Raw genomic sequence first — 23,164 nt, 5'->3', positions numbered from 1 at the left:
TCAAGACAACAATTAGACGAGTCCGAATTTGTCGAGAATGCTATTTTCCGTCAACACTTGCGGTTCGCGCTGCTCACCGACGCCGACCGCCATGCGATCGCGGCCTGCCTGAAATCGTTGCCTTCGCAACCGACTGCGGCGACCAACCCGCTGGGTGTCGGCGGCGCGCGCTCGACGCCCGCCGGGCCGCGCCCGGAAGGCGGCCAGCAGGCGCCGGGGGCCGGCGTGTATGCAGGCTTCTGCGCGCGCTGCCACGGTGCGCAAGGCAACGGCGTGCCCGATCACGGGCCGCCGCTCGCGGGCAATTCGGCCGTGCTCGCGGCCGACCCGACGAGCGCGATCCGGATCGTCGTCGAAGGCGCGCGGCCGGCGCCCGGCACGCACGGGCCCGTGCAGCGGATGCCGGCGATGCGCGGCGCGCTCACCAGCAGCGAGATCGCGGCGGTGGTCAGCTACGTCCGCGGCGCGCGGGGGAATCGGGCCGCGCCGGTATCGGAGCAGGATGTGAGGCGGTTGCGCGCGGCGCTACATCGCTGAAGAGCGAGGCCGCCGCGCATATCGCGTCGCGCGTCTATCGAACCGCGTCCGCACGCACGACAGCCGCGTGCATCGCATCGCGTCGCGGGCGGTTCGTGCGCCGCCCGCGACCGCGTGCTCAGAACATGTGCCGGATCCCGGCCATCACGCCGACCTGGTTCTGCCCCGGCGCGGGCGTCGTGCCGCCGCCGCCGGCGCTGACCGAGAACGCCGCATGCGCGCTGTTCGCGAGATACGCGCCCTGCAGATACACGGCGGTCTGCTTCGACAGGAAGTAGGTGCCGCGCAGCACGCCCAGCGTCGCGCGCGCGTCCTGGCCGGACACGGTCACGTGATAGACGCCGGTATCGACGAGGAACGCGGGCGTCACGTAGTAGTTCGCGGTGAGGTAGAACAGGTTCGAGTGCAGGTTCGGGCCGCCCGACGCATCGGTATCGACCCAGCGGCCGATCCAGCCCCCGCCGAACTTCATGCCGAACGCGTTGACGTAGCCGTTGACCTGCGCGCGATCGTCCTTGTCGCCGCTCGCGGAGAGCGGCAACGGCTTGACGCCGTCGAAGAAGTTCGCGGCTGCGGTGTCGCTGCCGCCGCGTTGCTCTTCGTACGACGCGGCCACGCCGAACGCCGTCGAGTCGTACTTCAGCATCGCGGACCACAGCCGGCACACGGTCGTGTCGCCGGGCGTCGGGCCCGCGCAGGTGCCCTGCCCCGGCGAGTTGCCGGTGCCGGCCGAATCGCGGCCGAACGAATACATCGCGCCGGCCGTGAAGCCGCCGAACTTGCCGCGCCACGCGACGGCGTTGTCGGCGCGGCCGTTCGGAATGTACGCATCGAGCGACGGCAGCCCGTAGATGTTCGGGCCGAGCAGGTCCGAATCGAGCACCGCGTAGTACGTCATCGTGTACTGGCGGCCGAACGACAGCGTGCCGTACGGGCTTTCGATCCCCACCCAGCTTTGCCGGCCGAACAGGCGCGTGCCCTGCCCCATCGTGCCGTTGCCGACGTTGAAGCCGCTTTCGAGCGCGAACACCGCCTTGTAGCCGCCGCCGAGATCCTCGGAACCGCGCAGCCCCCAGCGCGACGGCAACTCGCCGGTGATCGACGGCATCCGCACGATGCCCTTGCCGTCGGCGTTCGCATGCGACACGTATTCGACGCCCGTATCCAGCACGCCGTACAACGTCACGCTGCTTTGTGCAAAACCGGTCGTCGCGAATCCGAGCAAAGCTCCGCCAACGAGATGCTGAAATCTCATGCTGTCTCCAAACCTGAATATGAATGCTTCCGATTACTACGTATGACTAATTGATCGAGATAAATCGGATCGGTTTATTTCCCGGCGATTCGATCCGATGACGGCGGATGGCCGTCGATCCGAAACGCGGGCACGATTGTCCGAAAGGCACGACTGGACCGGGAACGACGCGCGCTGCGCGCCATGCCGGCGGGCGAGGAATGTGATCGGGGGATGTCTCCTTGTTGCATGGTTTCCGTTCTTCGGGTTGCAACTGTTTGAGTCGATACTATCGGCCGCAAAAAAACGCGTCCAACACCGATTGGGTATCGGTTGATATCTGCGAGGTATGCATGCGCGATTCGCCCTGCTTTGGTGCAATGCGGACCCGCGATACGATGCGTCCCGATCGCATAAATCCGTCACGCGAAAGAAGAAGCTCAAGTAAAATACGGAGCACTAACTCTTCTCCCGGCCTCTCGATATCCTCACTCGGCCGTGTCCGGCTCCGGCTCGGGCTTCGCATCCCCCCACTCGACGGCAAGGACCATGGAGCTACGCCATCTGCGCTATTTCGTTGCGGTCGCCGAAGAACGCAGCTTCACGCGCGCCGCACAACGGCTGCATATCGCGCAGCCGCCGCTGAGCCGGCAGATCCAGCAACTGGAAGAGATCCTCGGCATCGTGCTGTTCGAGCGCAATTCGCGACCGCTGAAGCTCACCGAGGCGGGCCGCTTCTTTCATCAGCATGCGGTGCAGCTGCTCGCGCAGACGGCCGAGCTCGAATCGATGACGCGCCGCGTCGGCAAGATCGAGCGCAGCCTGTCGGTCGGGTTCGTCGGCTCGACGCTCTACGGGATGCTGCCGAAAGTCATTCGCCGCTATCGCCAGCAGCATGCGGAAGTCGAGCTCAGCCTGCACGAGATGTGGACGATGGACCAGATCAAGGCGCTGAAGGAAGGCCGCATCGACGTCGGCTTCGGGCGCATCCGTCTCAACGATCCGAACGTGCGCCGCGTCGTGCTGCGCGAGGAGCCGATGATCGCGGCGCTGCCGCTCGACCATCGGCTGAGCACGGTCACTACGCCGCTGTCGCTGCACGACCTGCTCAACGAAACGCTGATCGTGTTTCCGAAAACGCCGCGCCCGAGCTATGCGGACCAGGTGCTGTCGGCCTTCCACGATCGTGCGCTGAAGCCGGCGCGCGTGCTGGAAACCCGCGAGCTGCAGATCGCGCTCGGGCTCGTCGCGGCCGGCGAAGGCGTGTCGATCGTGCCGAAAAGCGTGCACGGGCTCAAACGCGACGACATCTCTTACCACGACCTCGACGATCCGCGGCTCGTGTCGCCGATCATCATGAGCATGCGCCGGCTCGATGCATCCGAAGACATCGAGCGCATGCTGAACCTCGTCTACGCGCTGTACGACGAGGAAGGCATGACGTACCTGCCGCCTTCCGCGGAACGCGACGATCCGGCCGCGCAGGACTGAGCGGCCCGGATCGCCTGCCGCGCACGCTCAGTGCTGGATGGCCGATGCGACTTCGGCGTCCGCGCGGTCCACGCGCAGGCTGAACACGGCCAGCGCGGCGAGCGCGAGCGGCACGGCCAGCGCGAGAAAGAACCCGGACGGCCCGCCCCACGACAGGAACGTGCCGCCCACGGCGGAGCCCGCGATCGCGCCGGCGCGGCCCATTCCGATCGCCCAGCCGGTCGCGGTCGCGCGCAGCGCGGTCGGATACGCGCCGACGATCAGGTAGTTCAGCGCGATCTGCTGCCCGCCGATCCCGAACCCTGCGGCGCCGACGAGCGCGAACACGAGCGCCCAGTTCGTGCCGGCGTAGCCGAGGCCGATCGCGATCGCGATGCCGAACGCGAACATCGCGCCGAGCAGGTTGCGCGTATTCACGCGCGGCAGCACGATCGACAGCGGAATCGCGCAGACGATGAACACCGCATTGACGATCACGGTGCCGACCGGCGCCTGCTGCGCGGTCAGGCCGGCCGCCTTCAGCACGGTCGGCAGCCACGACAGCAGCATGAACCATGCAATCCAGTTCAGCAGGTAGATCGCCCAGATCGCGAGCGTCTTGCCCGCATAGCCGCCGCGAAACAACGCGGCGACGCTCGCCTTCGCCGTCGCTTCGTCGGGCACGCTCAGGCGCGCGTCGGCCGGCAACGGCTGCGTGACGATCTTCGACAGCGTCGCATGCACCCGCTGCTGCGCGCGTGCGTCGCCGCGCGAGGCCAGGTAGAACAGCGATTCGGGCAACAGCAGCGCGACGAGGCCGAGCACCGCGAGCGGCACCGCGCCGCCCACCACGAAAATCCCCGACCAGCCGATCACCGGCAGCATGCGCGCGGCGAGCAGCCCGCCGAGCATCGCGCCGGCAGGCAGGCCGAGCAGCACGCCGGTCATCACCGCGCCGCGCAGGCGGGCCGGACAGTATTCGGCCGCGAGCGCGAGCAGCACCGGCGTGCAGCCGCCCATCCCGAGCCCGGCCACGAAGCGCAGCGCGAGGATGTACCGCGGGTCGCCGGCCCACGACGTGGCCAGCGTCGCGGTGCCGAACAGCGCAAGGCCGATCATGAGCGCGGGCCGGCGGCCGATCCGGTCGCCGACGAGGCCGAGCGTCATCGCGCCGATCGTCATCCCGACGATGCCGGCGGTCAGGATCGGGGCGAGCGCGCCGGCCGGCAGCCGGAACGCGGCGAGGATCGCCGGGCCGGTAAACGCGATCGCCTGCGTGTCGAAGCCGTCGAGCAGCGCGATCAGCACGCACAGCGCGAGGACGCGGATCTGGAATGCGCCGAGCGGCGCATCGTCGATCAGCGCGGGAATCGAGCGAACGGATGAAGGGGTCATGAAGCGTCTCCAGGACCGGCCCGCTGGCGCGGGTCGATCCGTTTATCGTTTTGAAGTACGAATTTCCAGCGCCGGGTATCAGCCCGCGAGCACCGCTACCGCCTTGATTTCCACGATATAGCCGGGCGATCCGCCGAGCATGTGCGCGCCGACGGCCGTCCAGGCCGGCTTCGGATGCGCGTGCAAATAGCGGTCGCGCACCTGCATGAACAGCGGCAGGTCGCGCATGTCGGTATGGAAGGTCGTCAGGTCGACCACGTCGTCGAGCGTCGCGCCGCCCGCCTCCAGCACGCGCTTGAGGTTCTCGAACGCCTGCACGATCTGCGCTTCGCGATCCGCCACCAGCTGCATCGCGGCATCGCGGCCGATCTGGCCGGATACGTACACGGTGTCGCCAACCTTGATCGCCGGCGCATAGCCGATTTTTTCGTACACGGCTTCCATTCCGGCCGGAATGATGGCTTCGCGCTTGTGCATGTGTATCTCCGTGGCCGGCGTGTCGGCGTCGGCCGTTCATGTCGTGATCGAATGGCGTGCACGCGCGGCTGCGGCGCATGCACGTTGCAGCCCGGGTTCGGCAAGCCGCCGCCGTTCAGCCCGTATCGCCGCCCGCGACCGGCAGCACCGTGCCGGTGATGTAGCCCGCTTCGTCCGACGCGAGGAACAGGATCGGCGCGATCTGTTCGTCGAGCGTGCCGTAGCGCTTGAAGAACGTCGAATCGGTCACCTGCCGCACCGCTTCGGCCATCCATGCCTGTTCCTGCGCGTTGTCGCCGTCCGCATTGCGCGGCACGCGGCGCGGCGGCGCTTGCGTGCCGCCGGGCGCCGTCGCGACGACGCGAATGTTGTGCTCCGCGTATTCCATCGCCAGCGCGGAGGTCAGCGCATTGACGCCGCCCTTCGCGGCCGAATACGGCACGCGGCGAATGCCGCGCGTCGCGTTCGACGACACGTTCACGATCGTGCCGCCGCCGCGCGCGAGCAGATGCGGCAGCACCGCGTGGCAGCTATAGAGCGTCGGCATCAGCGAGCGGCGGATTTCCGCGTCGATCTGCGCCGGCTCGAATTCGGCGAACGGCCGCATCCGGATCGCGCCGCCGACGCCGTTGATCAGCACGTCGATGCCGCCGAACGTGTCGACCGCGCACGCCATCGCCGCGCGCGCGCCGTCGTACGTCTCGAGATCCGCGACGAAGCCGGCCGTGTTGCCGCCGCCCGCTTCGGCCGCGACCTCGGCCACGAAATCCGCGCGATCGACGAACAGCACCTTGCCGCCCTCGGCCGCCGCGCGCAGCGCGACGCCGCGGCCGATGCCCTGCGCCGCGCCGGTCACGACGACGACCTTTCCGGAGAATCGTTGCATGGTCATGCCGCCTTTGCCGTGACGTTCGGGGTGAACTTCTCGTAGTGGAAGCTGTTGGGCTTCACGCCTGCGTCGTCGAAGTACTGGCGCACCGCGTCGACCATCGGAGGCGGACCGCACAGATAGACGTCCACGTCGCCGTCGTTCAGCGCGTCGGCCGGCATGTGCTGCGTGACCCAGCCCTTGCGCGGATGGCTCGACGCCGCATCGGCGACGACCGTCGAGAAGCTGAAGTTCGGCAGCTTCGCCGCATACGCTTCGATCGCGTCGACCAGCACCAGATCGAGATCGCGCGTCACGCCGTAGATCAGGTGCACCTTCTGCTGCGAACCGCTGCGCGCAAGCACCTCGAGCATCGACAGGAACGGCGCGAGGCCCGTGCCGCCGGCGAGGAACAAGAGCGGGCGCTGCACGTCGCGCAGGTAGAAGCTGCCGAGCGGCCCGGTCAGCTCGAGCGTGTCGCCCGGCTTCGCCGATTCGAGCCACGTGCTCATCACGCCGCCGGGGATCTTCTTGATCAGGAAGCCGACCTTCGCGTCGCCCGGCGCGGACGAGAACGAATACGAGCGGTGCTGGCCGCTGCCCGGCACGCCGATGTTCACGTACTGGCCCGGCAGGAACACGGGCGCCGCCGCGCCGACGTCGAGTTCGAGCACGATCGCCGCATCGTTGTGCTGCTCGACCTTCGTGACGGTCGCGGCAAACGCGCTGTGACCGGTCTTGCATGCGACCGACGACGTCGGGATCGCGATCACGCAATCGCTTTGCGGCACCATCTGGCAGGTCAGCACGAGGCCGCCGTCCTTCTCGTCCTCGGTGAGCGCGTCGTCGATGTAGTCGTCGCCGAGGTCGTAGCTGCCGCTTTCCGCGCGGCACTTGCAAGTGCCGCACACGCCGTCGGAGCAGTCCATCGGCAGGTTGATCTTCGCGCGGAACGCGGCGTCGAGCACCTTCTCGCCGGCCTTGCAGTCGATGAAGCGGGTGACCCCGTCCTCGAAGTTCAGTGCAATCTTGTAGGTGGACATGACATCGTCTCCCTGTGTTACGGTCGAAACAATCGGCGTCAGACGTGGTACACGTCGAGCACCTGACGGATGTAGTCGTTCTTCAGCACGATCTTCTTGTTCGAGATCAGCAGCGCGTCGCCCACCTGGCGCAGCGTGACGAACATCGTGCCGAAGTAGTGATCGGTCACGCGGTAGCGGTGGTTCAGCGTGTCGAAGTTGTAGCGCACGTCCACCTCGCCGTCGCGCTCGGCCAGCACCTCGACGTTCGTCACGTTGTGGCTGGTGCGCGGCTCGGGCGTCGATGCGCCGCTGCGCTCGGTCTTGATCCGGAACACGCGATCCTCCAGGCCGCCGCGATCCGCGTAGTACATCAGCGAGATCTGGCTTTGCGGATCGTCGGTCGGCCGGTCGTCGTCGTCCCACGCGGGCATCCAGTACGTGACGTCTTCCGTGTAGCAGGTCAGCCACGCGTCCCACTCGCGGTCGTCGAGCAGGCGCGCTTCGCGATACAGCGTCGCGCAGATGGTCCGGTAATCGATGTTCATGCTGCGGCCTCCCCGCGTTCCTTCTTCAGCGCATCGCGCATCACGTGCACCCAGTGTTCGTGCTGGCACACGAACAGCCCTTCGTCCTCGCTTCGCTCGCCCGAGATGCGCGGGTTCAGCCCCATCTTCTTCGCGTTCTCGTCCGGCCCGTCGATCCACAGCGGCGCGCCGCGCGACAGGTCGTTCCACATCGCCGTGATGCCCGCGTAACCGGCCTGGCATGCGCGGAATTCCTCGAGGTCGTCGGCCGTGCCCATGCCGGTCACGTTGAAGAAGTCTTCGTACTGGCGAATCCGCGTCGTGCGGTCGGCCTCGCTCTCGCCCTTCGGCGCGAAGCAGAAGATGCTGACTTCGGTCCTGTCGACGCCGAGCGGACGCACCACGCGGATCTGCGTGCTGAACTGGTCCATCAGGAACACGTTCGGGTACACGCACAGGTTGCGCGTCTGGTTCACGATGAAGTCGGCCTGCACGTCGCCCACGCGCGCCTTGATCTCGTCGCGGTGCTGGTACACGGGCCGCACTTCCGGGTTCATCGTCTGGGTCCACAGCAGGATGTGGCCGTTGTCGAAGCCGTACACGCCCGCGACCGACTTGCTCCAGCTGTTCGCGTCGACCGCCTTGGTGCCGTCTTCCTTGCGGCGGCCCATCGTCGCCGCGTAGTTCCAGTGCACGGTGCTGACGTGATAGCCGTCGCAGCCGTTCTCCATCTGCATCTTCCAGTTGCCTTCGTAGATGTAGGAGGAATTGCCGCGCAGCACTTCGAGGCCGTCCGGCGCCTGGTCGACGATCTGGTCGATGATCACGCGCGCTTCGCCGAGGTAGTCTTCCAGCGGCAGCACGTCGGCGCTGAGGCTGCCGAACAGGAAGCCGCGATAGTTCTCGAAGCGAGCGACCTTCTTCAGGTCGTGCGAGCCGTGCGTGTTGAACTGCACCGGATACTCGGTCGTCTTCTCGTCCTTCACCTTCAGCAGCTTGCCGGTGTTCGAGAAGGTCCAGCCGTGGAACGGGCACGTGAAGCTGCCCTTGTTGCCGTGCTTGCGGCGGCACAGCATCGCGCCCTTGTGCGCGCATGCATTGATCACCGCGTGCAGCTCGCCCGTCTTGTCACGCGTGATGACGACCGGCTGGCGGCCGATCCACGTCGTGTAGTAGTCGTTGTTGTTCGGAATCTGGCTTTCGTGCGCGAGGTAGACCCAGTTGCTCTCGAAGATGTGCTTCAGCTCGAGCTCGTACAGTTCCTCGTTCGTGAAGATGTCGCGGCGGCAGCGGAAGACGCCGGCTTCCTTGTCGTCCTGCACGGCGGTCGCGAGCAGGTGGTCCAGTTCGGTGGTGTGGTCGATCGTGGCGGACATGTTGGTTCCTCCTGCGCGCGTGCCGGCTCCTGCAAGCACGCTCGCATCGGTATCGATTGAATCTCGCGGGGGTCCGGCATGGCGGCGGCGCATCCGCGCCGCCGCGCCGTCGGGCGGTTATGCCGCGGCGGAAGCGCGCAGGCGTTCGACGATCTGGTTGTCCTTGCCCTGGACGCGCGGCGTCAGGACGAAGTCGAACGCGATGTCCTGGTACGCATCGGCCTTCATGCCGAGCGCGGCGCCGCCGGTCTTGTCGGTGACGGGCGGGATCAGCTCTTCGCGCGTCGCATACGCGAAGTCATCCCAGATCAGCGGGTCGCCGTCGATGTTGAACTGCGTCGTCAGCTTGCGGTGGCCGTCGCTGGTCACGAAGAAGTGCACGTGCGCCGGGCGGTTGCCGTGGCGGCCGAGGCCGTCGAGCAGCTGCTGCGTCGCGCCCTGCGGCGGGCAGCCGTAGCCGACCGGCATCAGCGTGCGGAATTCGTACTTGCCGTCCGCGCCCGTCTTCACCGCGCCGCGCAGGTTGAAATCGCTCTGCTTGCCGGTCGGGTCGAAGTGCGAATAGAAGCCGTGCGAGTTCGCGTGCCAGCATTCGACCAGCGCGCCGGCCACCGGCTTGCCGTCGACACCGGTCACCGTGCCGTGGATCACGAGCGGGCCTGCGCCGTCGTCCGCGTCGAGGTCGATCTTCGCGACGCCGTCGCGCACCGGCGCACCGGCCACGTACAGCGGGCCTTCGATCGTGCGCGGCGTGCCGCCGTCGAGGCCGAGCGCTTTGTCCTCGGCGTCCATCCGGATGTCGAGAAACTTCTCGAGACCGAGGCCGGCGGCGAGCAGCGCCGCTTCGCCGTCCTGGCCGAGCTTGTTCAGGTAGTTCACGCCGGCCCACACTTCGTCGGGCGTGATGTCCAGATCGTCGATCGCCTTGAACAGGTCGCCGAGCAGGCGCAGCACGACCTGCTGCGTGCGCGCGTTGCCGCCGTCGCCGCCCGCGTTCGATGCGGCCTTCAGCAGATCCTGCACTTCCTTGGTATCGAAAACTTTGACGCTCATGATGGTGTCTCCACGTGTATTTGGGGGAAAGGTGACCCGGAGTGTTCGCTGTCGGAAAACAGACGGCTCCGCGGTTCAGAGGTCGCCGTCGTGTATCGACGACGGGTGGCGACACAACGGCGTCACCGAAATCTTCATGTACGGAAACAGCGGCAGGCCGGTCAGGATCTCGTGCAGCTCGGCGTTGCCGGACACGTCGAACACGCTGTAGTTCGCGTATTCGCCGGCGATGCGCCAGATATGGCGCCACTTGCCGCTGCGCTGCAGATCCTGCGAATACGCCTTCTCGCGGGCCTTGATTTCGTCAGCCACCGCGGCCGGCATGTCGACCGGGATGTTGACGTCCATGCGTACGTGGAAAAGCATCGTGATGTCCTGATACGGTGTCGGTTAGCGGGAAACTTTCGTCAGCCCGTCGCGGGTGAAGCGCGCAACCTTCGCTTCGTCGAGTTCGATGCCGAGGCCAGGGCCGGCCGGCACGGTCAGCTCGAAATCGCTGTAGTCGAGCGGGGTCGTGAGGATCTCTTCGGTAATCAGTAGCGGTCCGAACAGTTCAGTGCCCCACTGCAGGTTCGCGAAGCTCGCGAACAGGTGAGCGGATGCGACCGTGCTGAACGCGCCTTCGAGCATCGTGCCGCCGTACAGCTCGATGCCGGCCGCGTCCGCGATCGCCGCGACGCGCTGGGCGGCGAACAGGCCGCCGCTCTGCTCGATCTTGATCGCGAACACGTCCGCGCCGTTCTGCTTCGCGATCTCGAACGCGCTGTCCGGGCCCTGCAGGATTTCGTCGGCCATCAGCGCGACCGGGAAACGGCGCATCAGCCGCGCGAGCGCCGCCGCCGACGCCACCGGCTGCTCGACCAGTTCGCAGCCGGCATCGGCCAGCGCCGGAATCGCGCGCGCGGCCTGCGTTTCGCTCCAGGCCATGTTCACGTCCACGCGCACCGACGCATGATCGCCCACCGCGCGCTTGATCTCGGCCACGTGCCGGATGTCCGCGTCGAGCGCCTTCGCGCCGATCTTCAGCTTGAACACGTTGTGGCGGCGCAGCTCGAGCATCCGTTCGGCTTCGGCGATATCGGTCGCCGTGTTGCCCGATGCGAGCGTCCACGCAACCGGCAGCCGATCGCGGCGGCGCCCGCCGAGCAGTTCGCTGACCGGCACGCCGAGGCGCTTGCCGTGCGCGTCGAGCAGCGCGGTTTCGAGCGCGCTCTTCGCGAAGTGATTGACCTTCGCGAGCTTGCCGAGGAACGCCATCAGCGTCTGGATGCGCGTCGCATCCTTGCCGATGATCGCCGGTGCGAGATACGCGTCGATCGCGAGCTTCATCGCCTCGGGGCTTTCCGGGCCGTAGGCCATCCCGGCGATCGTCGTGCCTTCGCCGAGGCCGGTCACGCCGTCGCTGCAGGTCACCTTCACCAGCATCAGCGTCTGGCCGTGCATCGTGGCAACCGACAGCTTGTGCGGACGGATCGTCGGCAGATCGACGAGGCGGGTTTCAATGCGTTCGATGGTGACTGAGGACATGGTGCACGCTGCAAGTGGGGAGTTCATGGGACGGATTTATACGCGGCGGGGAAATGGAGCGTCCAATACTTTTGGGCGTGTTTTTTGATACCTGACAGGTATCGAAATGCGGCTCTGGACACGAAATATTGCGGTGCGCCATACCTATTTTGGCTAGGTATGCGAGCCGGGAGGCTTGCTGGACAAGGCAGTCGCACACGCGGGCCGCAGCTTGAACAGAAACGCGCCGGCCGCTTTCCAGGCCGGCGAAACCGGTCGAAATCAGGCCGTCTCCCACGCCCGGCAAGGGGCCTATCAGGGTTTTCCTTAGAGAAAAATGACGCGCCGGGCGGTGGATCGCCCTCCCGGCTTTCGATACCCGCAATGGTCTGAATATCGATCCGCGCACGGCACGCCACCCACGCACTGTTCGGCACCCTCGGCACGTCGTACTTCCTGTCGAAGCGCACGACGCGCCACGGGCGGGCCGGAGTCGTGCGCAACGCCGGCGATACGCGGCGCGGGCTCGTGACGGGCGAGCGCCGGTCCGCCGTCAACACGCTGCTCGCGCCGGCCGGCACGACGACGATGGTCGATCCCGGCATCCGCCCGCGGCTCCGACCGCCCATCGAATTCGCGGCGAGCATGGCAGTGCCTGCCCCCCGGCAAGTGTCCAGTTTCCGGACACGCGAACGCATGCAGCCACCGATCGACGCGGGCGCGGCGGGTGGGAAGAAACCCGGATGGCCCGGCGGCGTCCCGCCCGCCTACCCTCGCGCGCATGCCGGTCGGGGCGGTGCAACGCCCGATCCGGCGGGTTGGAATTTCTTCTGGAGCCTACATGGATAGCAGCAACACCCCTCTGTTCGACGCCGACGTGTGGCGCGGCAAGACCTTCGACGGACGCTGGCACGCAAGCCCGCACGCGGCCGACGTGATCGAACCGGCCACCGGCAACACGCTCGGCCGCATCGGTCTCGCGGACGGCGCGGCGATCGCCGACGCATCCGCCGCCGCGCATCGCGCGCAGCCGGCGTGGTTCGGCCTGCCGTACGACGAGCGCGCGGCGGTGCTGCGCCGCGCGGCAGCCGTCGCCGAAACGCACTTCGACGCGATCGTCGACTGGCTCGTGCGCGAAAGCGGCTCGACGCGCGCGAAGGCGTCGTTCGAAACGTCCGTCACGATCAAGGCGCTGCATGAAGCGGCCGGGCTGCCGTCGCGCGCGGCCGGCGAAGTGCTGCCGTCGGCAGCCGGGCGCCTGTCGCTCGCGCGCCGCCGCCCGCGCGGCGTGGTCGGCGTGATCTCGCCGTTCAATTTCCCGCTGTACCTCGCGATGCGCGCGGTCGCTCCGGCGCTCGCGCTCGGCAATGCCGTCGTGCTGAAACCCGATCCGCGCACGGCCGTGTGCGGCGGCATCGCGATCGCGCGCGTGTTCGAACTCGCCGGCCTGCCCGAAGGCGTGCTGCACGTGCTGCCCGGCGACGGCGCGGCCGGCGCGGCGCTGGTCGCCGATCCGCACGTCGCGATGATCCAGTTCACCGGCTCCACCGCGGCCGGGCGCAAGGTCGGCGAAGCGGCCGGCCGCCATCTGAAGAAAGTGTCGCTCGAACTCGGCGGCAAGAACTCGCTGATCGTGCTCGACGACGCCGATCTCGACCGCGCCGTCGCCAACACCGCGTGGGGCGCGTATCTGCATCAAGGCCAGATCTGCATGGCGACCGGCCGCGTGCTCGTGCAGCGCGCGATTCACGACCGCTTCGTCGCGAAGCTCGTCGAGAAAGCGCAAAGCCTGCGCGTGGGCGACCCCGCGACCGCGGACGTCGGCCTCGGCCCGCTGATCAATGCCGCGCAACGCGACCATGCCGCGCAGCTGGTCGACGCGGCCCGCCGCGCGGGCGCGTGCGTCGAGACGGGCGGCGGCCATCGCGACCTGTTCTTCGAGCCGACCGTGCTGAGCGGCGTCGCGCCGGGCAACCCGGCATTCGACGAGGAGATTTTCGGGCCGGTCGCGATCGTCGTGCCGTTCGATACCGACGAAGACGCGATCGCGCTCGCGAACCGGACCGAATACGGGCTGTCGATGGCGATCCTGTCGGCCGACGTCGGCCGCGCGCTCAGGCTCGGCGAACGGTTGAACACGGGGCTGCTGCACATCAACGACCAGACGGTCAACGATGAAGTGATCAACCCGTTCGGCGGCGTCGGCGCATCGGGCAACGGCTCGAGCATCGGCGGCAGCGCGAACTGGGAAGAATTCACGCAGTGGCAGTGGCTGACGATCAAGGGCGAAGCGCCACCGTATCCGATTTGACGAGGAGACCGACCATGTATACCGAAAACGATACGCGCGCCGTCACCGCGGCCGTCGCGCGCGCCGCCGGCGCCCCCTTTACGATCGAATCCGCCCGGATCCGCGCGCCGCGCGGCGACGAGGTGCTGGTGCGCGTCGTCGCGACCGGCCTGTGCCACACCGACCTGATCGTGCGCGACCAGTACTACCCGGTGCCGCTGCCGGCCGTGCTCGGCCACGAGGGCGCGGGCGTCGTCGAAGCGGTCGGCCCGAACGTGAAGACGCTCGCCGCGGGCGATCACGTCGTGCTGACCTACGGTGCGTGCGGCCACTGCCCGTCGTGCGTCGGCGGCCACGGCGCATATTGCCGGCAGTTCTTCGGCCTGAATTTCGGCGGCGCCGATGCCGACGGCCAGACCGCGATCCGCGACGAAGCCGGGCAGCCGCTGCACGATCATTTCTTCGCGCAGTCGTCGTTCGCGAGCTACGCGCTCGCGCGCGAGAACAACGCGATCAAGGTGCCGGCCGACGCGCCGCTCGAACTGCTCGGGCCGCTCGGCTGCGGGATCCAGACCGGCGCCGGCGCGGTGATCCATTCGCTCGCGGTGCGCCCGGGCAGCAGCTTCGCGAGCTTCGGCGCGGGCGCGGTCGGCATGAGTGCGGTGATGGCCGCACGCGTCGCGGGCGCTGCGACCATCATCGCCGTCGACATCGTGCCGTCGCGGCTCGAGCTGGCGCTCGAGCTCGGCGCGACGCATGCGGTCAACAGCAAGCAGGTGGACGTCGTCGATGCGATTCGCGAGATCACCGGCGGCGGCGCCGACTTCGCGCTCGAGTCGACCGGGCTGCCGGCCGTGCTGTCGCAAGGGATCGAGGCGCTCGGCTCGCGCGGCACGATCGGCGTGGTCGGCGCGCCGAAGCTCGGCACCAGGGCGGAATTCGACGTGAACAACCTGCTGCTCGGCGGCCGGTCGATCCGCGGCATCGTCGAAGGCGACAGCGTGCCGCAGACGTTCATTCCGCAACTCGTGCAGTTGCATCTGCAAGGACGGTTTCCGTTCGACCGGCTCGTGAAGTTCTACCCGCTCGAGCAGATCAACCAGGCAGCGGAAGACAGCAGCAGCGGCATCACGCTCAAGCCAATCCTGCGTTTGCCGCATTGAGCGCGGCGCGCCGCCGCCCTCCGGGTTCGGGCCGGCGACACCGGCGGCGGCGCCCCTTTCCCCCCTTCGCCCCCTTCGCCCCCTTCGACAATACCCGGCTTCGGGCACCGGGCTATATTACGCATTCGCGCGACACGCCGGGCCGGCATGCCCGGCCCGGACATTCGACCCCAAATGGAACGCAGCGTGAACACGGCCCCTGAACCCCTTTCACGGCCGGTCGACCTCGACCGGCTCCGCGCCCGCTTCGCGGCGGGCGAGCCGCTGCCGGAAACGGCGTTGCCGGCCGGCGTCGCGCGCTCGTGGCTGCGTTCGCGCGACGCCGGGCTGCGGCCCTGGCAGACCGCCCGGTACGACATGCTCGGCGAGCGCGACGAATCGCGCGCGGACCGGCGGCTCTACCGCTGCGTCGCGCAGGAGATCGAGCCGCTGTGGGCCGCGTTCGGCGGCAGCGAGTGGGCGATCATGTGCGTCAATCCGCGCGGCACGATCATCCATGCGCGGCGCAGCCCGCAATGCGACGACGCGCTGCTCACGCCGATCGTCGCCGGACGCAGCATCGTCGAGCCGAACATCGGCACGACCGCGCCGAGCTGCGTGATTCACGACGGCGCCGAAACCGTCGTCGCGGGCGCGCAGCATTATCTCCACGAGTTGTCGCGGGTGTTCTGTCTCGCGGTGCCGCTGGTCGGTTTCGACGGCGAAGTGATCGGCGCACTCGACATCACCGGCATCGGCCGGCGCAACGTCGTGCAGTTGCGCGAGCAATTCCGGCACGCGGCGCTGTCCGCCGAGCAGCGGCTGTATGCGATGCTGCGCGACTGCCATCTGCTGCAGGTGCAGCACGACGCGCGCTGGCTCGGCACACCGCTCGCCGGCGTCATTGCGCTCGACGAAGCGGGCCGCGTGCGCGCGGTGAGCCGCCTGGCGCGGCAGATGCTCGATCTCGCACCGGCCGGGCCGGTCGCACCGTACGATCTCCGGCAACTGTTTCCGGGCGCGACGCCCGTGCAGCAGCGCCGCTTGCTGACGCCGGCGCGCACGCCGCAGCGGATCGCGCGCGACGATGGTAGCCACGTATGGGTGCGCACCGTGCGCGCGCCGCTCGATCGGGCGGCGACGGCGCGCCACGCCGACGTGCTCGAAGACGCCGCCGACGTGTGCCGCGCAGCGCCGGCCGCCAGCCCGCAGGCCAGCCTGCACGAACAGTCGCTCGACGCGATCCGCCGGGCGCTCGACGAACACGACGGCAATGTATCGGCGGCCGCGCGGCAACTGGGCATTTCGCGCACGACGCTGTACGCGAAGCTCAGGCAGCTCGATGCGGCAGGGCTCGGGAACGGCGAGCCGCAGGGATGAATGCGGCGGGTGGCATCAGACGTGCCGACGCTTACGCCACCGCCCGCCGCTCGTGCAGCCGCAACGCGGCCCACGCGATTCCGGCCGAGAAGATCCCGACCACGCCGCCGAACGTGCCGATCCACGGCAGCCCGAAATCCGCGGCGATATGGTTGCCGAGCAGCGCGCCGGCGCCGATCCCGACGTTGTACAGCCCGGAGAAGATCGACACCGCGAGATCGGTCGCGTCGGGCGCGAGCTTCAGCACCCACGCCTGCATCGCGAGGCCGAAACAGACGATCGCGCCGCCCCACACCAGCGTGTGGACCGACAGCGTGACGATGTTCAGCGCGCTCGGGAACAGGATCAGCAGGCACGCGGACAACGCGATGATCGACGCGAGCAGGAAGTCGGCCGGCCGCTCCGGAAACACGCGATTGAAGCACAGCGCGGCCGGCACGCCGGCGACGCCGAACAGGATCAGCACATAGGTGATCCGGCCGCTGCTTGCGTGATTGATGCTCTGCACGAACGGCTCGATGTACGTGTACGACGTGAAGTGCGCGGACACGACCAGCACGGTGATCGCGTACAGCGACACCAGCGCCGGCTTGCGCAGGAACGAGCCGATGCTCGCAAGCGAGCCGGCGCCCTGGCTCGGCAGCAGCGGCAGCGTCGCGCGCAGCAACAGCAGCGCGACGGCCGCCGCGCCGCCGATCACGAGGAACGTGACGCGCCAGCCGAGCGCCTCGCCGATCACGCGTCCGAGCGGAATGCCGGCGACCATCGCGATCGCCGTGCCCATCGCGAGCAGGCTGAGCGCGCGGCTTTTCCGGCCGCTCGGCGCGAGCCGCACGGCCAGCGGGACGGAGATCGACCAGAACACCGCATGCGCGCACGCGATGCCGAGCCGGCCGATCATCAGCACCGTGAAATTCCACGCGACGCCGGTGACGACATGGCTGCCGATGAACACCAGCAGCGCGCAGACCAGCAGCTTGCGGCGCTCGACGTGCCGCGTGACGAACGTGATCGGCAGCGATACGACGGCGACCGCCCACGCGTAGATCGTCAGCATCAGGCCGACGGAGGTCGGCTGCATGTGCAGGCTGTCGCCGATCGCGCTCAACAGCGCGACAGGCACGAATTCGGTGGTATTGAAGATGAAGGCAGTGAGTGCCAGGGCCAGAACGCCCCACCACGACTGTTCGGAACTGACGGCGTCGGGGGTTGCCATACGGGGAATCGACGAAGATGTGAGGGCGCGGGCAGCCGGCCTCGCGCGTCGCCGCGATTGTACCAGCGGCTCAAGACACGCCGCTGCCGCGGCGGCGGCCGTTTCGGCGGGACATGGCGACGACACGGCCGCGCGCCGATAATGTCGCCCAGGCACTTTTTGCGAACGACACGCCCGAGCGCCATCGGGCCGGGAGATTCACATGCGCATTGAAACGTCATTTCTGTTCGATCTCGACGGCACGCTCGTCGACAGCGTCTACCAGCACGTGCTCGCGTGGAAGGAAGCGCTTGATGCCGAAGGCATCGAACTGTCGGTGTGGCGCATCCATCGCAAGATCGGCATGAGCGGCGGCCTGTTCCTGAACCAGCTGCTGCGCGAGACGGCCGGCGACATCGACGCCGAGCGCGTCGAACGGCTCGCACGCCTGCATGCGGCCGCGTACCAGCGGCTGCGCGCGCAGGTCCGGCCGCTGCCCGGCGCGCGCGAGCTGCTCGCCGCGCTGACGAACGCGGGCATTCGCTGGGCCATCGCGACCAGCGGCCGGATGGAAACGGCGGCCATCAACCTGGAAGCGCTCGGCGTCGATCCGGCGAAGCACGTGGTCGTCACGCGCGACCAGGTCAAGTATGCGAAGCCGGACCCCGACCTGTTCCTGACCGCCGCCGCGAAGCTGAACGTGCCGATCGAACACTCGGTGGTGGTCGGCGACAGCATCTGGGACATGCTCGCCGCGAGCCGCTGCCGCGCATTGGGTGTCGGGCTGCTGTCGGGCGGGTACGGCAGCGACGAGCTGGAACGCTCGGGCGCGCTGCGCGTGTACGACGATCCGGCGGATCTGCTGTGGCACCTCGACGAGATCGCGGCGCGGCCGTAGGACTAAACCGTCCGCTTGACCAGCCGGCCGGATCTCCGTCGTCGCCTTCGCTGGATTCCGTCCCTTCGGGCACACGTCCGTGCAGTTCATGGTCGTGCGGCAGCCGAACAGCCGATACGGATCGTCGAGATCGGCGAGCCGCCCGGCCGTCGGCAGATCGCGCGAATCCGCGATAAACCGGTACGCGTGCGGCAACCCGGCCGGTCAGTCGTCGTCGACGCGTTTGTCGACCAGATAGCGCCCGCGCTCGCTCCCCGCACGCAGCGCCTCGTCCTCGGTCGGCCATTCCTGGGGCGTCGACTCCGGCACATACAGCTCGATGCGCGCGCCGTCCACATACACCTGCACTTCGTCGCCCCATGTGCCGCGCGCGTTGCGCCGCGCCCATACGCGAATCTCGTGGCCGCGATACAGATCGCGGACCTGTGCATCCAGTTGATGCGCCATGGCGGCCCCCCGTCCTTATCTGCGATGACATGAAAAAAATGCGTGCCGCATGATCGCCGCGCGCACCGGCGCCGAGCACGTTTCCGACGCTGTGCCCGGTGTTGTCGCTGGATCGAATCCGGATCCATCCCGGCGAGTGGCGAGTCGACATGAACGTACACCGCAACCCGCGCGCGAGTCGACCGGGCGCGCCGTCATGCGGCGTCGCGCCGCCGCAGTTCGGCCGGCGGAATCTTCATCGCCTGGCGGTACTTGGTCACGGTACGACGCGCAAGAAGAATGCCGCGCCCCGCGAGGTTCTGCGCGAGCGCGACGTCGGACAGCGGATCGTCGTGCCGTTCGCCCGCGATCATGTCGCGGATCAGCACCTTCGCGGCGGATGCCGAGCACACGCCCTTGCCGGCGGCCGCCAGCTTGCGCGGGAAGAAGTGCTTGAACTCGAACGTGCCGTGCGGCGTGGCCATGTACTTGTTGCCCGTCGCGCGCGACACGGTCGATTCGTGCAGGTCGAGCGCTTCGGCGATGTCGCGCAGCACGAGCGGCTTCATCGCGATCTCGCCGTAGCGGAAGAAATCGCGCTGCCGCGCGACGATGCATTCGCCGACGCGCTGGATCGTGTCGAAGCGCTTCTGCACGTTGCGGATCAGCCAGCGCGCTTCCTGAAGCTGCTGGCCGAGCGGCGAATCGCGCTCGCCGCTCGACTGCGCGAACAGCGTCGCATAGCGTTCGTGCAGCCGCGCGCGCGGCAGCACCGCCGGATTGATCGTCACGATCCATTCGTCGCGCACCTGGCGCACGATCACGTCCGGCACCACGTAGTCGCCGCGCGTGCTGCCGTAGTGATTGCCGGGGCGCGGATCGAGCCCGCGCACCAGCGCGCAGGCGGCCTGCATCGCCTGCTGGCTGCAGCCGACGCGCCGCTGGATCTCGGCCGTCTCGCGCCGCGCGAGCCGCTCCAGATGCTCGCGCGCGATCGCCTTCGCTTCCGCGAGCGCCGGCGTGCCGGCGGGAATCGCGTCGAGTTGCAGCATGAGGCATTCGGACAGCGAACGCGCGGCGATCCCCGGGCGATCGAGCATCTGCACGAGCCGCAGCGCGACCGCGAGATCCTGTTCCGACAGCAGCAGTGCGGGATCGGCCGCGACCAGCAGTTCGGCCAGTTCCTGACGCAGGTAGCCGTCGTCGTCGAGCGCGTCGATCACGAGGCGCGCCGCTTCGCGATCGCGCCGGTTCAGCGGATAGAGCCGCAGCGCGTCGTGCAGTTGCCGATTCAGTGAAGGCTCGGCCGCCATCCATTCGCCGGGCGACAGTTGGCTGCCGTCCTCGCCCTGGCGGCCCGTGCCGCGCGGGGCAGGCGCGGCCGTGTACGACATGTCGGCGTCCGGCGGGCGCACGTCGTCGCGCTCGGGCGGTGCCTCGGATGCGGCCGCTTCGGCCGCGGGCTCGGGCGCCTCGGCGGCGGCTTCGTCGTCGCCCTGCCCGTCTTCGAGAAACGGATTCAAGTCGAGCGCCTGCCGCAATTCCTGCTGGAATTCGAGCGAAGACAACTGCAGCAGGCGAAGCGACTGCTGGAGCCTCGGCGTGAGTGCCAGATGCTGTCGCATCTGCAGCGCAAGCGTGACGGACATCGATGCTCTCCTGACAGTGTGCGGATTCGTATGCACGTATCACGCAGCTTTCATGCCAGTCCGGCCGAGCCTCGTCCATCGCGGCATACACGGATTCGCACCCCGTTACCGGCCGTACCGGAAACCGCTTTTTTACAAGCGGCGGGAAGTTAGGGGGCACGGAATTCGCGCAGCGCCGCCGATCGCGAAAAGCCATCCTTCGCACCCGCATACGAGGGCCGGTGCGTCATGCCTTCGCTACATCGCGCGCTGCAAAACTTTCAACGACGTCGCGCTAGCCGTCGTAGGCCGCCATCACGAGCCACAGCTCGCGGCCGTCGTCGCGCACCCGTGCCGCGAGCGCGTACGGATCGTCCGGCTCGCACGCGCGCTGCAACGCGAAACGCGCGGGCTCGGTCGAGCCGAACGTCTCGTCGAGCGGCCGCACGTCGGCCTTGCCCTCGAACATCCGGCGATCGGGCCGGTAGACCAACGACTCCTGTTTCCATGCGCTGAAGTGGCTTTTTACCGAATCGAATCCGCCGCCGCATACGTTGACTTCGTAACGCACGTCCGGCCGCCGTTTCGGAATCGTCATCGTGCCTCCCGTGTGATTGCGTGCGCGTGCGGCGCGCTTCACCGCATCGCGCACGTTGTCGTCATCCCGGTGTGGCAAGTCGCGTGCCATCGCTGCAAGACGGGCACGCCGGTTGCGGCAAAAGGCGCGTCACCGTCACCGACATGGCGCCTCGCCATGAAGGATTCGACCCGGTCCGGCCACGCCACGCCTGCACACGAGCCGCACCGCGCTTAGTTGCCGCCGCAGAAACGCCACGCCCGTACGAAGACGCGCCACTCGGAGCAGCCTGTCGACAAGCAGCGCGAAGACCCGTTTCCGGCAAGCGACCCGCCCGCGACCGGCGGCGTCACGCGGATCGAACCCGACACGCTGCCGGGCACGCACGACGACGGACCGTGGCCGGCCTCGGCGAAACGCCGCACCGGATCACCCGCATGAGCGCGGCCGGCGCCGAATCACGCGTCCGGCTTTTCTTCTGCTTCGTCTTCGAGTTGTGCAAGCCGGTTGTAGATCGTCTTCAGGCTGACGTCGAGCACTTCGGCCGCCTGCGCCTTCACGCCGCCGCATTGCGCGATCGTGCCGAGAATCAGCTTGCGGTCCACTTCCTCGAGCGACGTGCCGAACGGCACCGTCACGCGATCGTCATGCGCGTCGACCATGTTCGACAGTTCGTCCATGATCGGCGGCGGCAGCGTGTCGATCACGTCGGTGTCGCTGAAGATGCTCGCGCGCTGCACGAAGTTGCGCAGTTCGCGCACGTTGCCCGGCCATGCGTAGCCCTTCAGCGCTTCGCGCGCAGCCGGCGCGAAGCGCAGGTTGCGGCCGGTGTCCTCGTTGTAGCGCTTGAGGAACGCATCGGCAAGCATCGGGATGTCGTCGCCGCGCTCACGCAGCGGCGGCAGCGGAATCGGAAACACGTTGATCCGGTGATAGAGGTCGGGCCGCAGCTTGCCGTCCGCCATCGCGGCTTCCGGATCGCGGTTGGTCGCCGCGACGATGCGCACGTCGACGTCGATCTCGCGCGTGGAGCCGAGCCGCGTGAGCCGGCCGGTTTCGAGCACGCGCAGCAGCTTGACCTGCGATTCGAGCGGCATCTCGGTGATTTCGTCGAGAAACAGCGTGCCGCCGTCCGCGCGCTCGAACAGGCCCTTGTGCTGACGCTCGGCGCCGGTGAAGCTGCCACGGTCGTGGCCGAACATCTCGCTTTCGACGAGGTTCGCGGCGATCGCGCCACAATTGACCGCGAGGAACGGGCCGCGGCGGCGCAAGCTCAGATCGTGAACCGTCTGTGCGGCAAGCTCCTTGCCGGTGCCGGATTCGCCCGTCAGCAGCACGGACGCTTCGGTGCGCGCGACGCGGCCGATCGCGTCGTAGACGGCCTGCATCGCGGGCGAGCTGCCGAGCATCCGGCCGAAGCGCCCGAGGCGCTGCAGTTCGGAGCGCAGCTCGGCGATTTCCTCGTGCAATGCGGTGGTGCGCGGCACACGCGCGAAGATGCTGTTCAGCCGCTGCATGTTGATCGGCTTCACCAGATAGTCGGTCGCGCCACGCCGCAATGCATCGATGGCGGTTTCGAGGCTCGCGTGCCCGGTGGTCAACACCATTTCGCAATGCCCGCGCTTGGGCAATGCGTCGAACAGATCCATGCCGTTACCGTCCGGCAGCACGAGGTCGCACAGTACGAGATCGGGGGTATGCGTCGAGACGAGCGTGCGCGCTTCTTCGAGCGTCGCGGCCGTGTCGCACGAAAGCTGCTGGGCTTGCGCGAGCGTCGCGAGCATCGTACGTGTATCGGCATCGTCTTCGACGATCAGGACATAAGGCATCGAAGCTCCTTGTGGTGCGGCCCGGCGCCGGCATCGGCCGAAACCGCGGCGGGCATGCGGTGCGGACGCCGCGCCGGGGCAACCCGCGACCGACGTTCCACGCGGCACACGAACGAGCGGACAAGCTGTCCTGCCATGACAAACGAATGTTTAGCAGTATAGAAGAAGCATGTCGCGCAATCGCGATACATCGAATAAATCTATCTGTTTGCGAAGCCCGCATGCAAAATTCAATGTCTCGCGGCAGGGTAAAACGAAATGCTTTTCACGTGAGAAACAGCGCATGTCACGTCATTCTTTCATCTCGTCTTCGTCGCATTCGGTCAAAAATTCT

The 23,164-nt window shown here is 67.8% G+C and carries 21 protein-coding genes and 3 pseudogenes; 8 read left to right on the top strand and 16 right to left on the bottom strand.

Annotated elements, in window-relative coordinates:
* Nucleotides 1-66: 66 nt before the first annotated feature.
* Nucleotides 67-537 (top strand): annotated as a pseudogene (locus BME24068_RS19040) (c-type cytochrome); the annotation flags it as partial.
* 118 nt (nt 538-655) lie between these two features.
* On the opposite strand, the gene BME24068_RS19035 reads toward BME24068_RS19040, so the two are convergent.
* Nucleotides 656-1,792 carry a porin gene (locus tag BME24068_RS19035; RefSeq protein WP_174927022.1) on the bottom strand — a complete coding sequence of 379 codons (1,137 nt, stop codon included), beginning with the start codon at nt 1,790-1,792 and terminating at the stop codon, nt 656-658.
* Between the two features lie 528 nt (nt 1,793-2,320).
* On the opposite strand from BME24068_RS19035, the gene BME24068_RS19030 reads away from it, so the two are divergent.
* A complete protein-coding gene (locus tag BME24068_RS19030; RefSeq protein ID WP_174927021.1) occupies nt 2,321-3,262 on the top strand; it encodes a LysR family transcriptional regulator in 942 nt (313 codons plus the stop codon).
* 27 nt (nt 3,263-3,289) lie between these two features.
* Here the strand turns inward: BME24068_RS19030 and BME24068_RS19025 are convergent, their stop codons facing one another.
* The 9 genes from BME24068_RS19025 to BME24068_RS18985 all read right to left on the bottom strand — a co-directional run bounded on the left by BME24068_RS19025 (nt 3,290) and on the right by BME24068_RS18985 (nt 11,486).
* Nucleotides 3,290-4,636, bottom strand: a complete 1,347-nt coding sequence (locus BME24068_RS19025; RefSeq protein ID WP_174927020.1) for an MFS transporter — start codon at nt 4,634-4,636, stop codon at nt 3,290-3,292.
* A gap of 78 nt (nt 4,637-4,714) precedes the next feature.
* A complete protein-coding gene (locus tag BME24068_RS19020; protein WP_096507055.1) occupies nt 4,715-5,113 on the bottom strand; it encodes a RidA family protein in 399 nt (132 codons plus the stop codon).
* A 115-nt stretch (nt 5,114-5,228) separates the two neighbouring features.
* A complete protein-coding gene (gene benD / locus BME24068_RS19015) occupies nt 5,229-6,005 on the bottom strand; it encodes a benzoate diol dehydrogenase BenD (protein ID WP_096507056.1) in 777 nt (258 codons plus the stop codon).
* The gene (gene benC / locus BME24068_RS19010; RefSeq protein WP_174927019.1) at nt 6,002-7,024 is read right to left on the bottom strand and encodes a benzoate 1,2-dioxygenase electron transfer component BenC; all 1,023 of its coding nucleotides are present in this window, start codon (nt 7,022-7,024) and stop codon (nt 6,002-6,004) included. The genes benD and benC overlap by 4 nt, the downstream gene beginning before the upstream one ends.
* A 38-nt stretch (nt 7,025-7,062) precedes the next feature.
* Nucleotides 7,063-7,551, bottom strand: coding sequence for a benzoate 1,2-dioxygenase small subunit (gene benB, locus BME24068_RS19005; RefSeq protein WP_098553690.1), 489 nt, complete (start codon nt 7,549-7,551; stop codon nt 7,063-7,065).
* Nucleotides 7,548-8,906 carry a Rieske 2Fe-2S domain-containing protein gene (locus BME24068_RS19000; protein WP_096507059.1) on the bottom strand — a complete coding sequence of 453 codons (1,359 nt, stop codon included), beginning with the start codon at nt 8,904-8,906 and terminating at the stop codon, nt 7,548-7,550. Before BME24068_RS19000 ends, benB begins: the two co-directional genes overlap by 4 nt.
* A 117-nt stretch (nt 8,907-9,023) precedes the next feature.
* Nucleotides 9,024-9,959, bottom strand: coding sequence for a catechol 1,2-dioxygenase (gene catA, locus BME24068_RS18995; RefSeq protein WP_096507060.1), 936 nt, complete (start codon nt 9,957-9,959; stop codon nt 9,024-9,026).
* Nucleotides 9,960-10,034: 75 nt separating this feature from the next.
* The gene (catC, locus tag BME24068_RS18990) at nt 10,035-10,325 is read right to left on the bottom strand and encodes a muconolactone Delta-isomerase (RefSeq protein ID WP_096507061.1); all 291 of its coding nucleotides are present in this window, start codon (nt 10,323-10,325) and stop codon (nt 10,035-10,037) included.
* A gap of 24 nt (nt 10,326-10,349) precedes the next feature.
* Nucleotides 10,350-11,486, bottom strand: a complete 1,137-nt coding sequence (locus tag BME24068_RS18985; protein WP_174927018.1) for a muconate/chloromuconate family cycloisomerase — start codon at nt 11,484-11,486, stop codon at nt 10,350-10,352.
* An 820-nt stretch (nt 11,487-12,306) separates the two neighbouring features.
* Here BME24068_RS18985 and BME24068_RS18980 point away from each other — a divergent pair.
* The 3 genes from BME24068_RS18980 (at nt 12,307) to BME24068_RS18970 (ending at nt 16,277) form a co-directional block, all read left to right on the top strand.
* Entirely contained in the window at nt 12,307-13,776 is a 1,470-nt protein-coding gene (locus BME24068_RS18980) for a benzaldehyde dehydrogenase (protein ID WP_174927017.1), read from the top strand.
* Between the two features lie 14 nt (nt 13,777-13,790).
* A complete protein-coding gene (locus BME24068_RS18975; protein WP_174927016.1) occupies nt 13,791-14,918 on the top strand; it encodes an NAD(P)-dependent alcohol dehydrogenase in 1,128 nt (375 codons plus the stop codon).
* A gap of 186 nt (nt 14,919-15,104) precedes the next feature.
* Nucleotides 15,105-16,277 carry a helix-turn-helix domain-containing protein gene (locus BME24068_RS18970; protein WP_244110683.1) on the top strand — a complete coding sequence of 391 codons (1,173 nt, stop codon included), beginning with the start codon at nt 15,105-15,107 and terminating at the stop codon, nt 16,275-16,277.
* 31 nt (nt 16,278-16,308) lie between these two features.
* Here BME24068_RS18970 and BME24068_RS18965 read toward each other — a convergent pair whose 3' ends face one another.
* Complete coding sequence (locus BME24068_RS18965; protein ID WP_174927014.1) at nt 16,309-17,493, bottom strand: sugar transporter; 1,185 nt, start codon at nt 17,491-17,493, stop codon at nt 16,309-16,311.
* A gap of 202 nt (nt 17,494-17,695) precedes the next feature.
* On the opposite strand from BME24068_RS18965, the gene BME24068_RS18960 reads away from it, so the two are divergent.
* Complete coding sequence (locus tag BME24068_RS18960; RefSeq protein ID WP_096507067.1) at nt 17,696-18,370, top strand: HAD family hydrolase; 675 nt, start codon at nt 17,696-17,698, stop codon at nt 18,368-18,370.
* Nucleotides 18,371-18,372: 2 nt separating this feature from the next.
* Here the strand turns inward: BME24068_RS18960 and sdhB are convergent.
* A pseudogene (sdhB, locus tag BME24068_RS35535) lies at nt 18,373-18,574 on the bottom strand (succinate dehydrogenase iron-sulfur subunit); the annotation flags it as partial.
* On the bottom strand, nt 18,575-18,817 hold the full coding sequence (locus BME24068_RS18955; RefSeq protein WP_174927013.1) for a DUF6566 family protein: 243 nt from the start codon (nt 18,815-18,817) through the stop codon (nt 18,575-18,577).
* 59 nt (nt 18,818-18,876) lie between these two features.
* Here BME24068_RS18955 and BME24068_RS35060 point away from each other — a divergent pair.
* Nucleotides 18,877-18,993 (top strand): annotated as a pseudogene (locus BME24068_RS35060) (endonuclease/exonuclease/phosphatase family protein); the annotation flags it as partial.
* Between the two features lie 18 nt (nt 18,994-19,011).
* Here BME24068_RS35060 and rpoN read toward each other — a convergent pair.
* Together rpoN and BME24068_RS18945 are read right to left on the bottom strand one after the other, a co-directional pair.
* A complete protein-coding gene (gene rpoN, locus BME24068_RS18950; RefSeq protein WP_174927012.1) occupies nt 19,012-20,445 on the bottom strand; it encodes an RNA polymerase factor sigma-54 in 1,434 nt (477 codons plus the stop codon).
* A gap of 274 nt (nt 20,446-20,719) precedes the next feature.
* A complete protein-coding gene (locus tag BME24068_RS18945) occupies nt 20,720-21,022 on the bottom strand; it encodes a hypothetical protein (protein WP_096507083.1) in 303 nt (100 codons plus the stop codon).
* A 216-nt stretch (nt 21,023-21,238) separates the two neighbouring features.
* On the opposite strand from BME24068_RS18945, the gene BME24068_RS35055 reads away from it, so the two are divergent.
* Nucleotides 21,239-21,442, top strand: coding sequence for a hypothetical protein (locus tag BME24068_RS35055; RefSeq protein WP_239007994.1), 204 nt, complete (start codon nt 21,239-21,241; stop codon nt 21,440-21,442).
* A 17-nt stretch (nt 21,443-21,459) separates the two neighbouring features.
* On the opposite strand, the gene BME24068_RS18940 is transcribed toward BME24068_RS35055, so the two are convergent.
* Nucleotides 21,460-22,830: a sigma-54-dependent transcriptional regulator gene (locus tag BME24068_RS18940; protein WP_096507070.1), complete on the bottom strand. Its 1,371-nt coding sequence runs from the start codon at nt 22,828-22,830 to the stop codon at nt 21,460-21,462.
* Nucleotides 22,831-23,164 lie beyond the last annotated feature (334 nt).

Source organism: Burkholderia anthina (genome assembly GCF_902498995.1).
GTDB classification, from domain to species: Bacteria; Pseudomonadota; Gammaproteobacteria; order Burkholderiales; family Burkholderiaceae; genus Burkholderia; species Burkholderia anthina.
This window is presented reverse-complemented; position numbering and strand designations above follow the sequence as displayed.

Bases quoted from the DNA above. Each gene is read 5' to 3' on its own strand.
- BME24068_RS19035 (WP_174927022.1), bottom strand. From the start codon at position 1,792: ATGAGATTTCAGCATCTCGTTGGCGGAGCTTTGCTCGGATTCGCGACG.
- BME24068_RS19030 (WP_174927021.1), top strand. From the start codon at position 2,321: ATGGAGCTACGCCATCTGCGCTATTTCGTTGCGGTCGCCGAAGAACGC.
- BME24068_RS19025 (WP_174927020.1), bottom strand. From the start codon at position 4,636: ATGACCCCTTCATCCGTTCGCTCGATTCCCGCGCTGATCGACGATGCG.
- BME24068_RS19020 (WP_096507055.1), bottom strand. From the start codon at position 5,113: ATGCACAAGCGCGAAGCCATCATTCCGGCCGGAATGGAAGCCGTGTAC.
- benD (WP_096507056.1), bottom strand. From the start codon at position 6,005: ATGACCATGCAACGATTCTCCGGAAAGGTCGTCGTCGTGACCGGCGCG.
- benC (WP_174927019.1), bottom strand. From the start codon at position 7,024: ATGTCCACCTACAAGATTGCACTGAACTTCGAGGACGGGGTCACCCGC.
- benB (WP_098553690.1), bottom strand. From the start codon at position 7,551: ATGAACATCGATTACCGGACCATCTGCGCGACGCTGTATCGCGAAGCG.
- BME24068_RS19000 (WP_096507059.1), bottom strand. From the start codon at position 8,906: ATGTCCGCCACGATCGACCACACCACCGAACTGGACCACCTGCTCGCG.
- catA (WP_096507060.1), bottom strand. From the start codon at position 9,959: ATGAGCGTCAAAGTTTTCGATACCAAGGAAGTGCAGGATCTGCTGAAG.
- catC (WP_096507061.1), bottom strand. From the start codon at position 10,325: ATGCTTTTCCACGTACGCATGGACGTCAACATCCCGGTCGACATGCCG.
- BME24068_RS18985 (WP_174927018.1), bottom strand. From the start codon at position 11,486: ATGTCCTCAGTCACCATCGAACGCATTGAAACCCGCCTCGTCGATCTG.
- BME24068_RS18980 (WP_174927017.1), top strand. From the start codon at position 12,307: ATGGATAGCAGCAACACCCCTCTGTTCGACGCCGACGTGTGGCGCGGC.
- BME24068_RS18975 (WP_174927016.1), top strand. From the start codon at position 13,791: ATGTATACCGAAAACGATACGCGCGCCGTCACCGCGGCCGTCGCGCGC.
- BME24068_RS18965 (WP_174927014.1), bottom strand. From the start codon at position 17,493: ATGGCAACCCCCGACGCCGTCAGTTCCGAACAGTCGTGGTGGGGCGTT.
- BME24068_RS18960 (WP_096507067.1), top strand. From the start codon at position 17,696: ATGCGCATTGAAACGTCATTTCTGTTCGATCTCGACGGCACGCTCGTC.
- BME24068_RS18955 (WP_174927013.1), bottom strand. From the start codon at position 18,817: ATGGCGCATCAACTGGATGCACAGGTCCGCGATCTGTATCGCGGCCAC.
- rpoN (WP_174927012.1), bottom strand. From the start codon at position 20,445: ATGTCCGTCACGCTTGCGCTGCAGATGCGACAGCATCTGGCACTCACG.
- BME24068_RS18945 (WP_096507083.1), bottom strand. From the start codon at position 21,022: ATGACGATTCCGAAACGGCGGCCGGACGTGCGTTACGAAGTCAACGTA.
- BME24068_RS18940 (WP_096507070.1), bottom strand. From the start codon at position 22,830: ATGCCTTATGTCCTGATCGTCGAAGACGATGCCGATACACGTACGATG.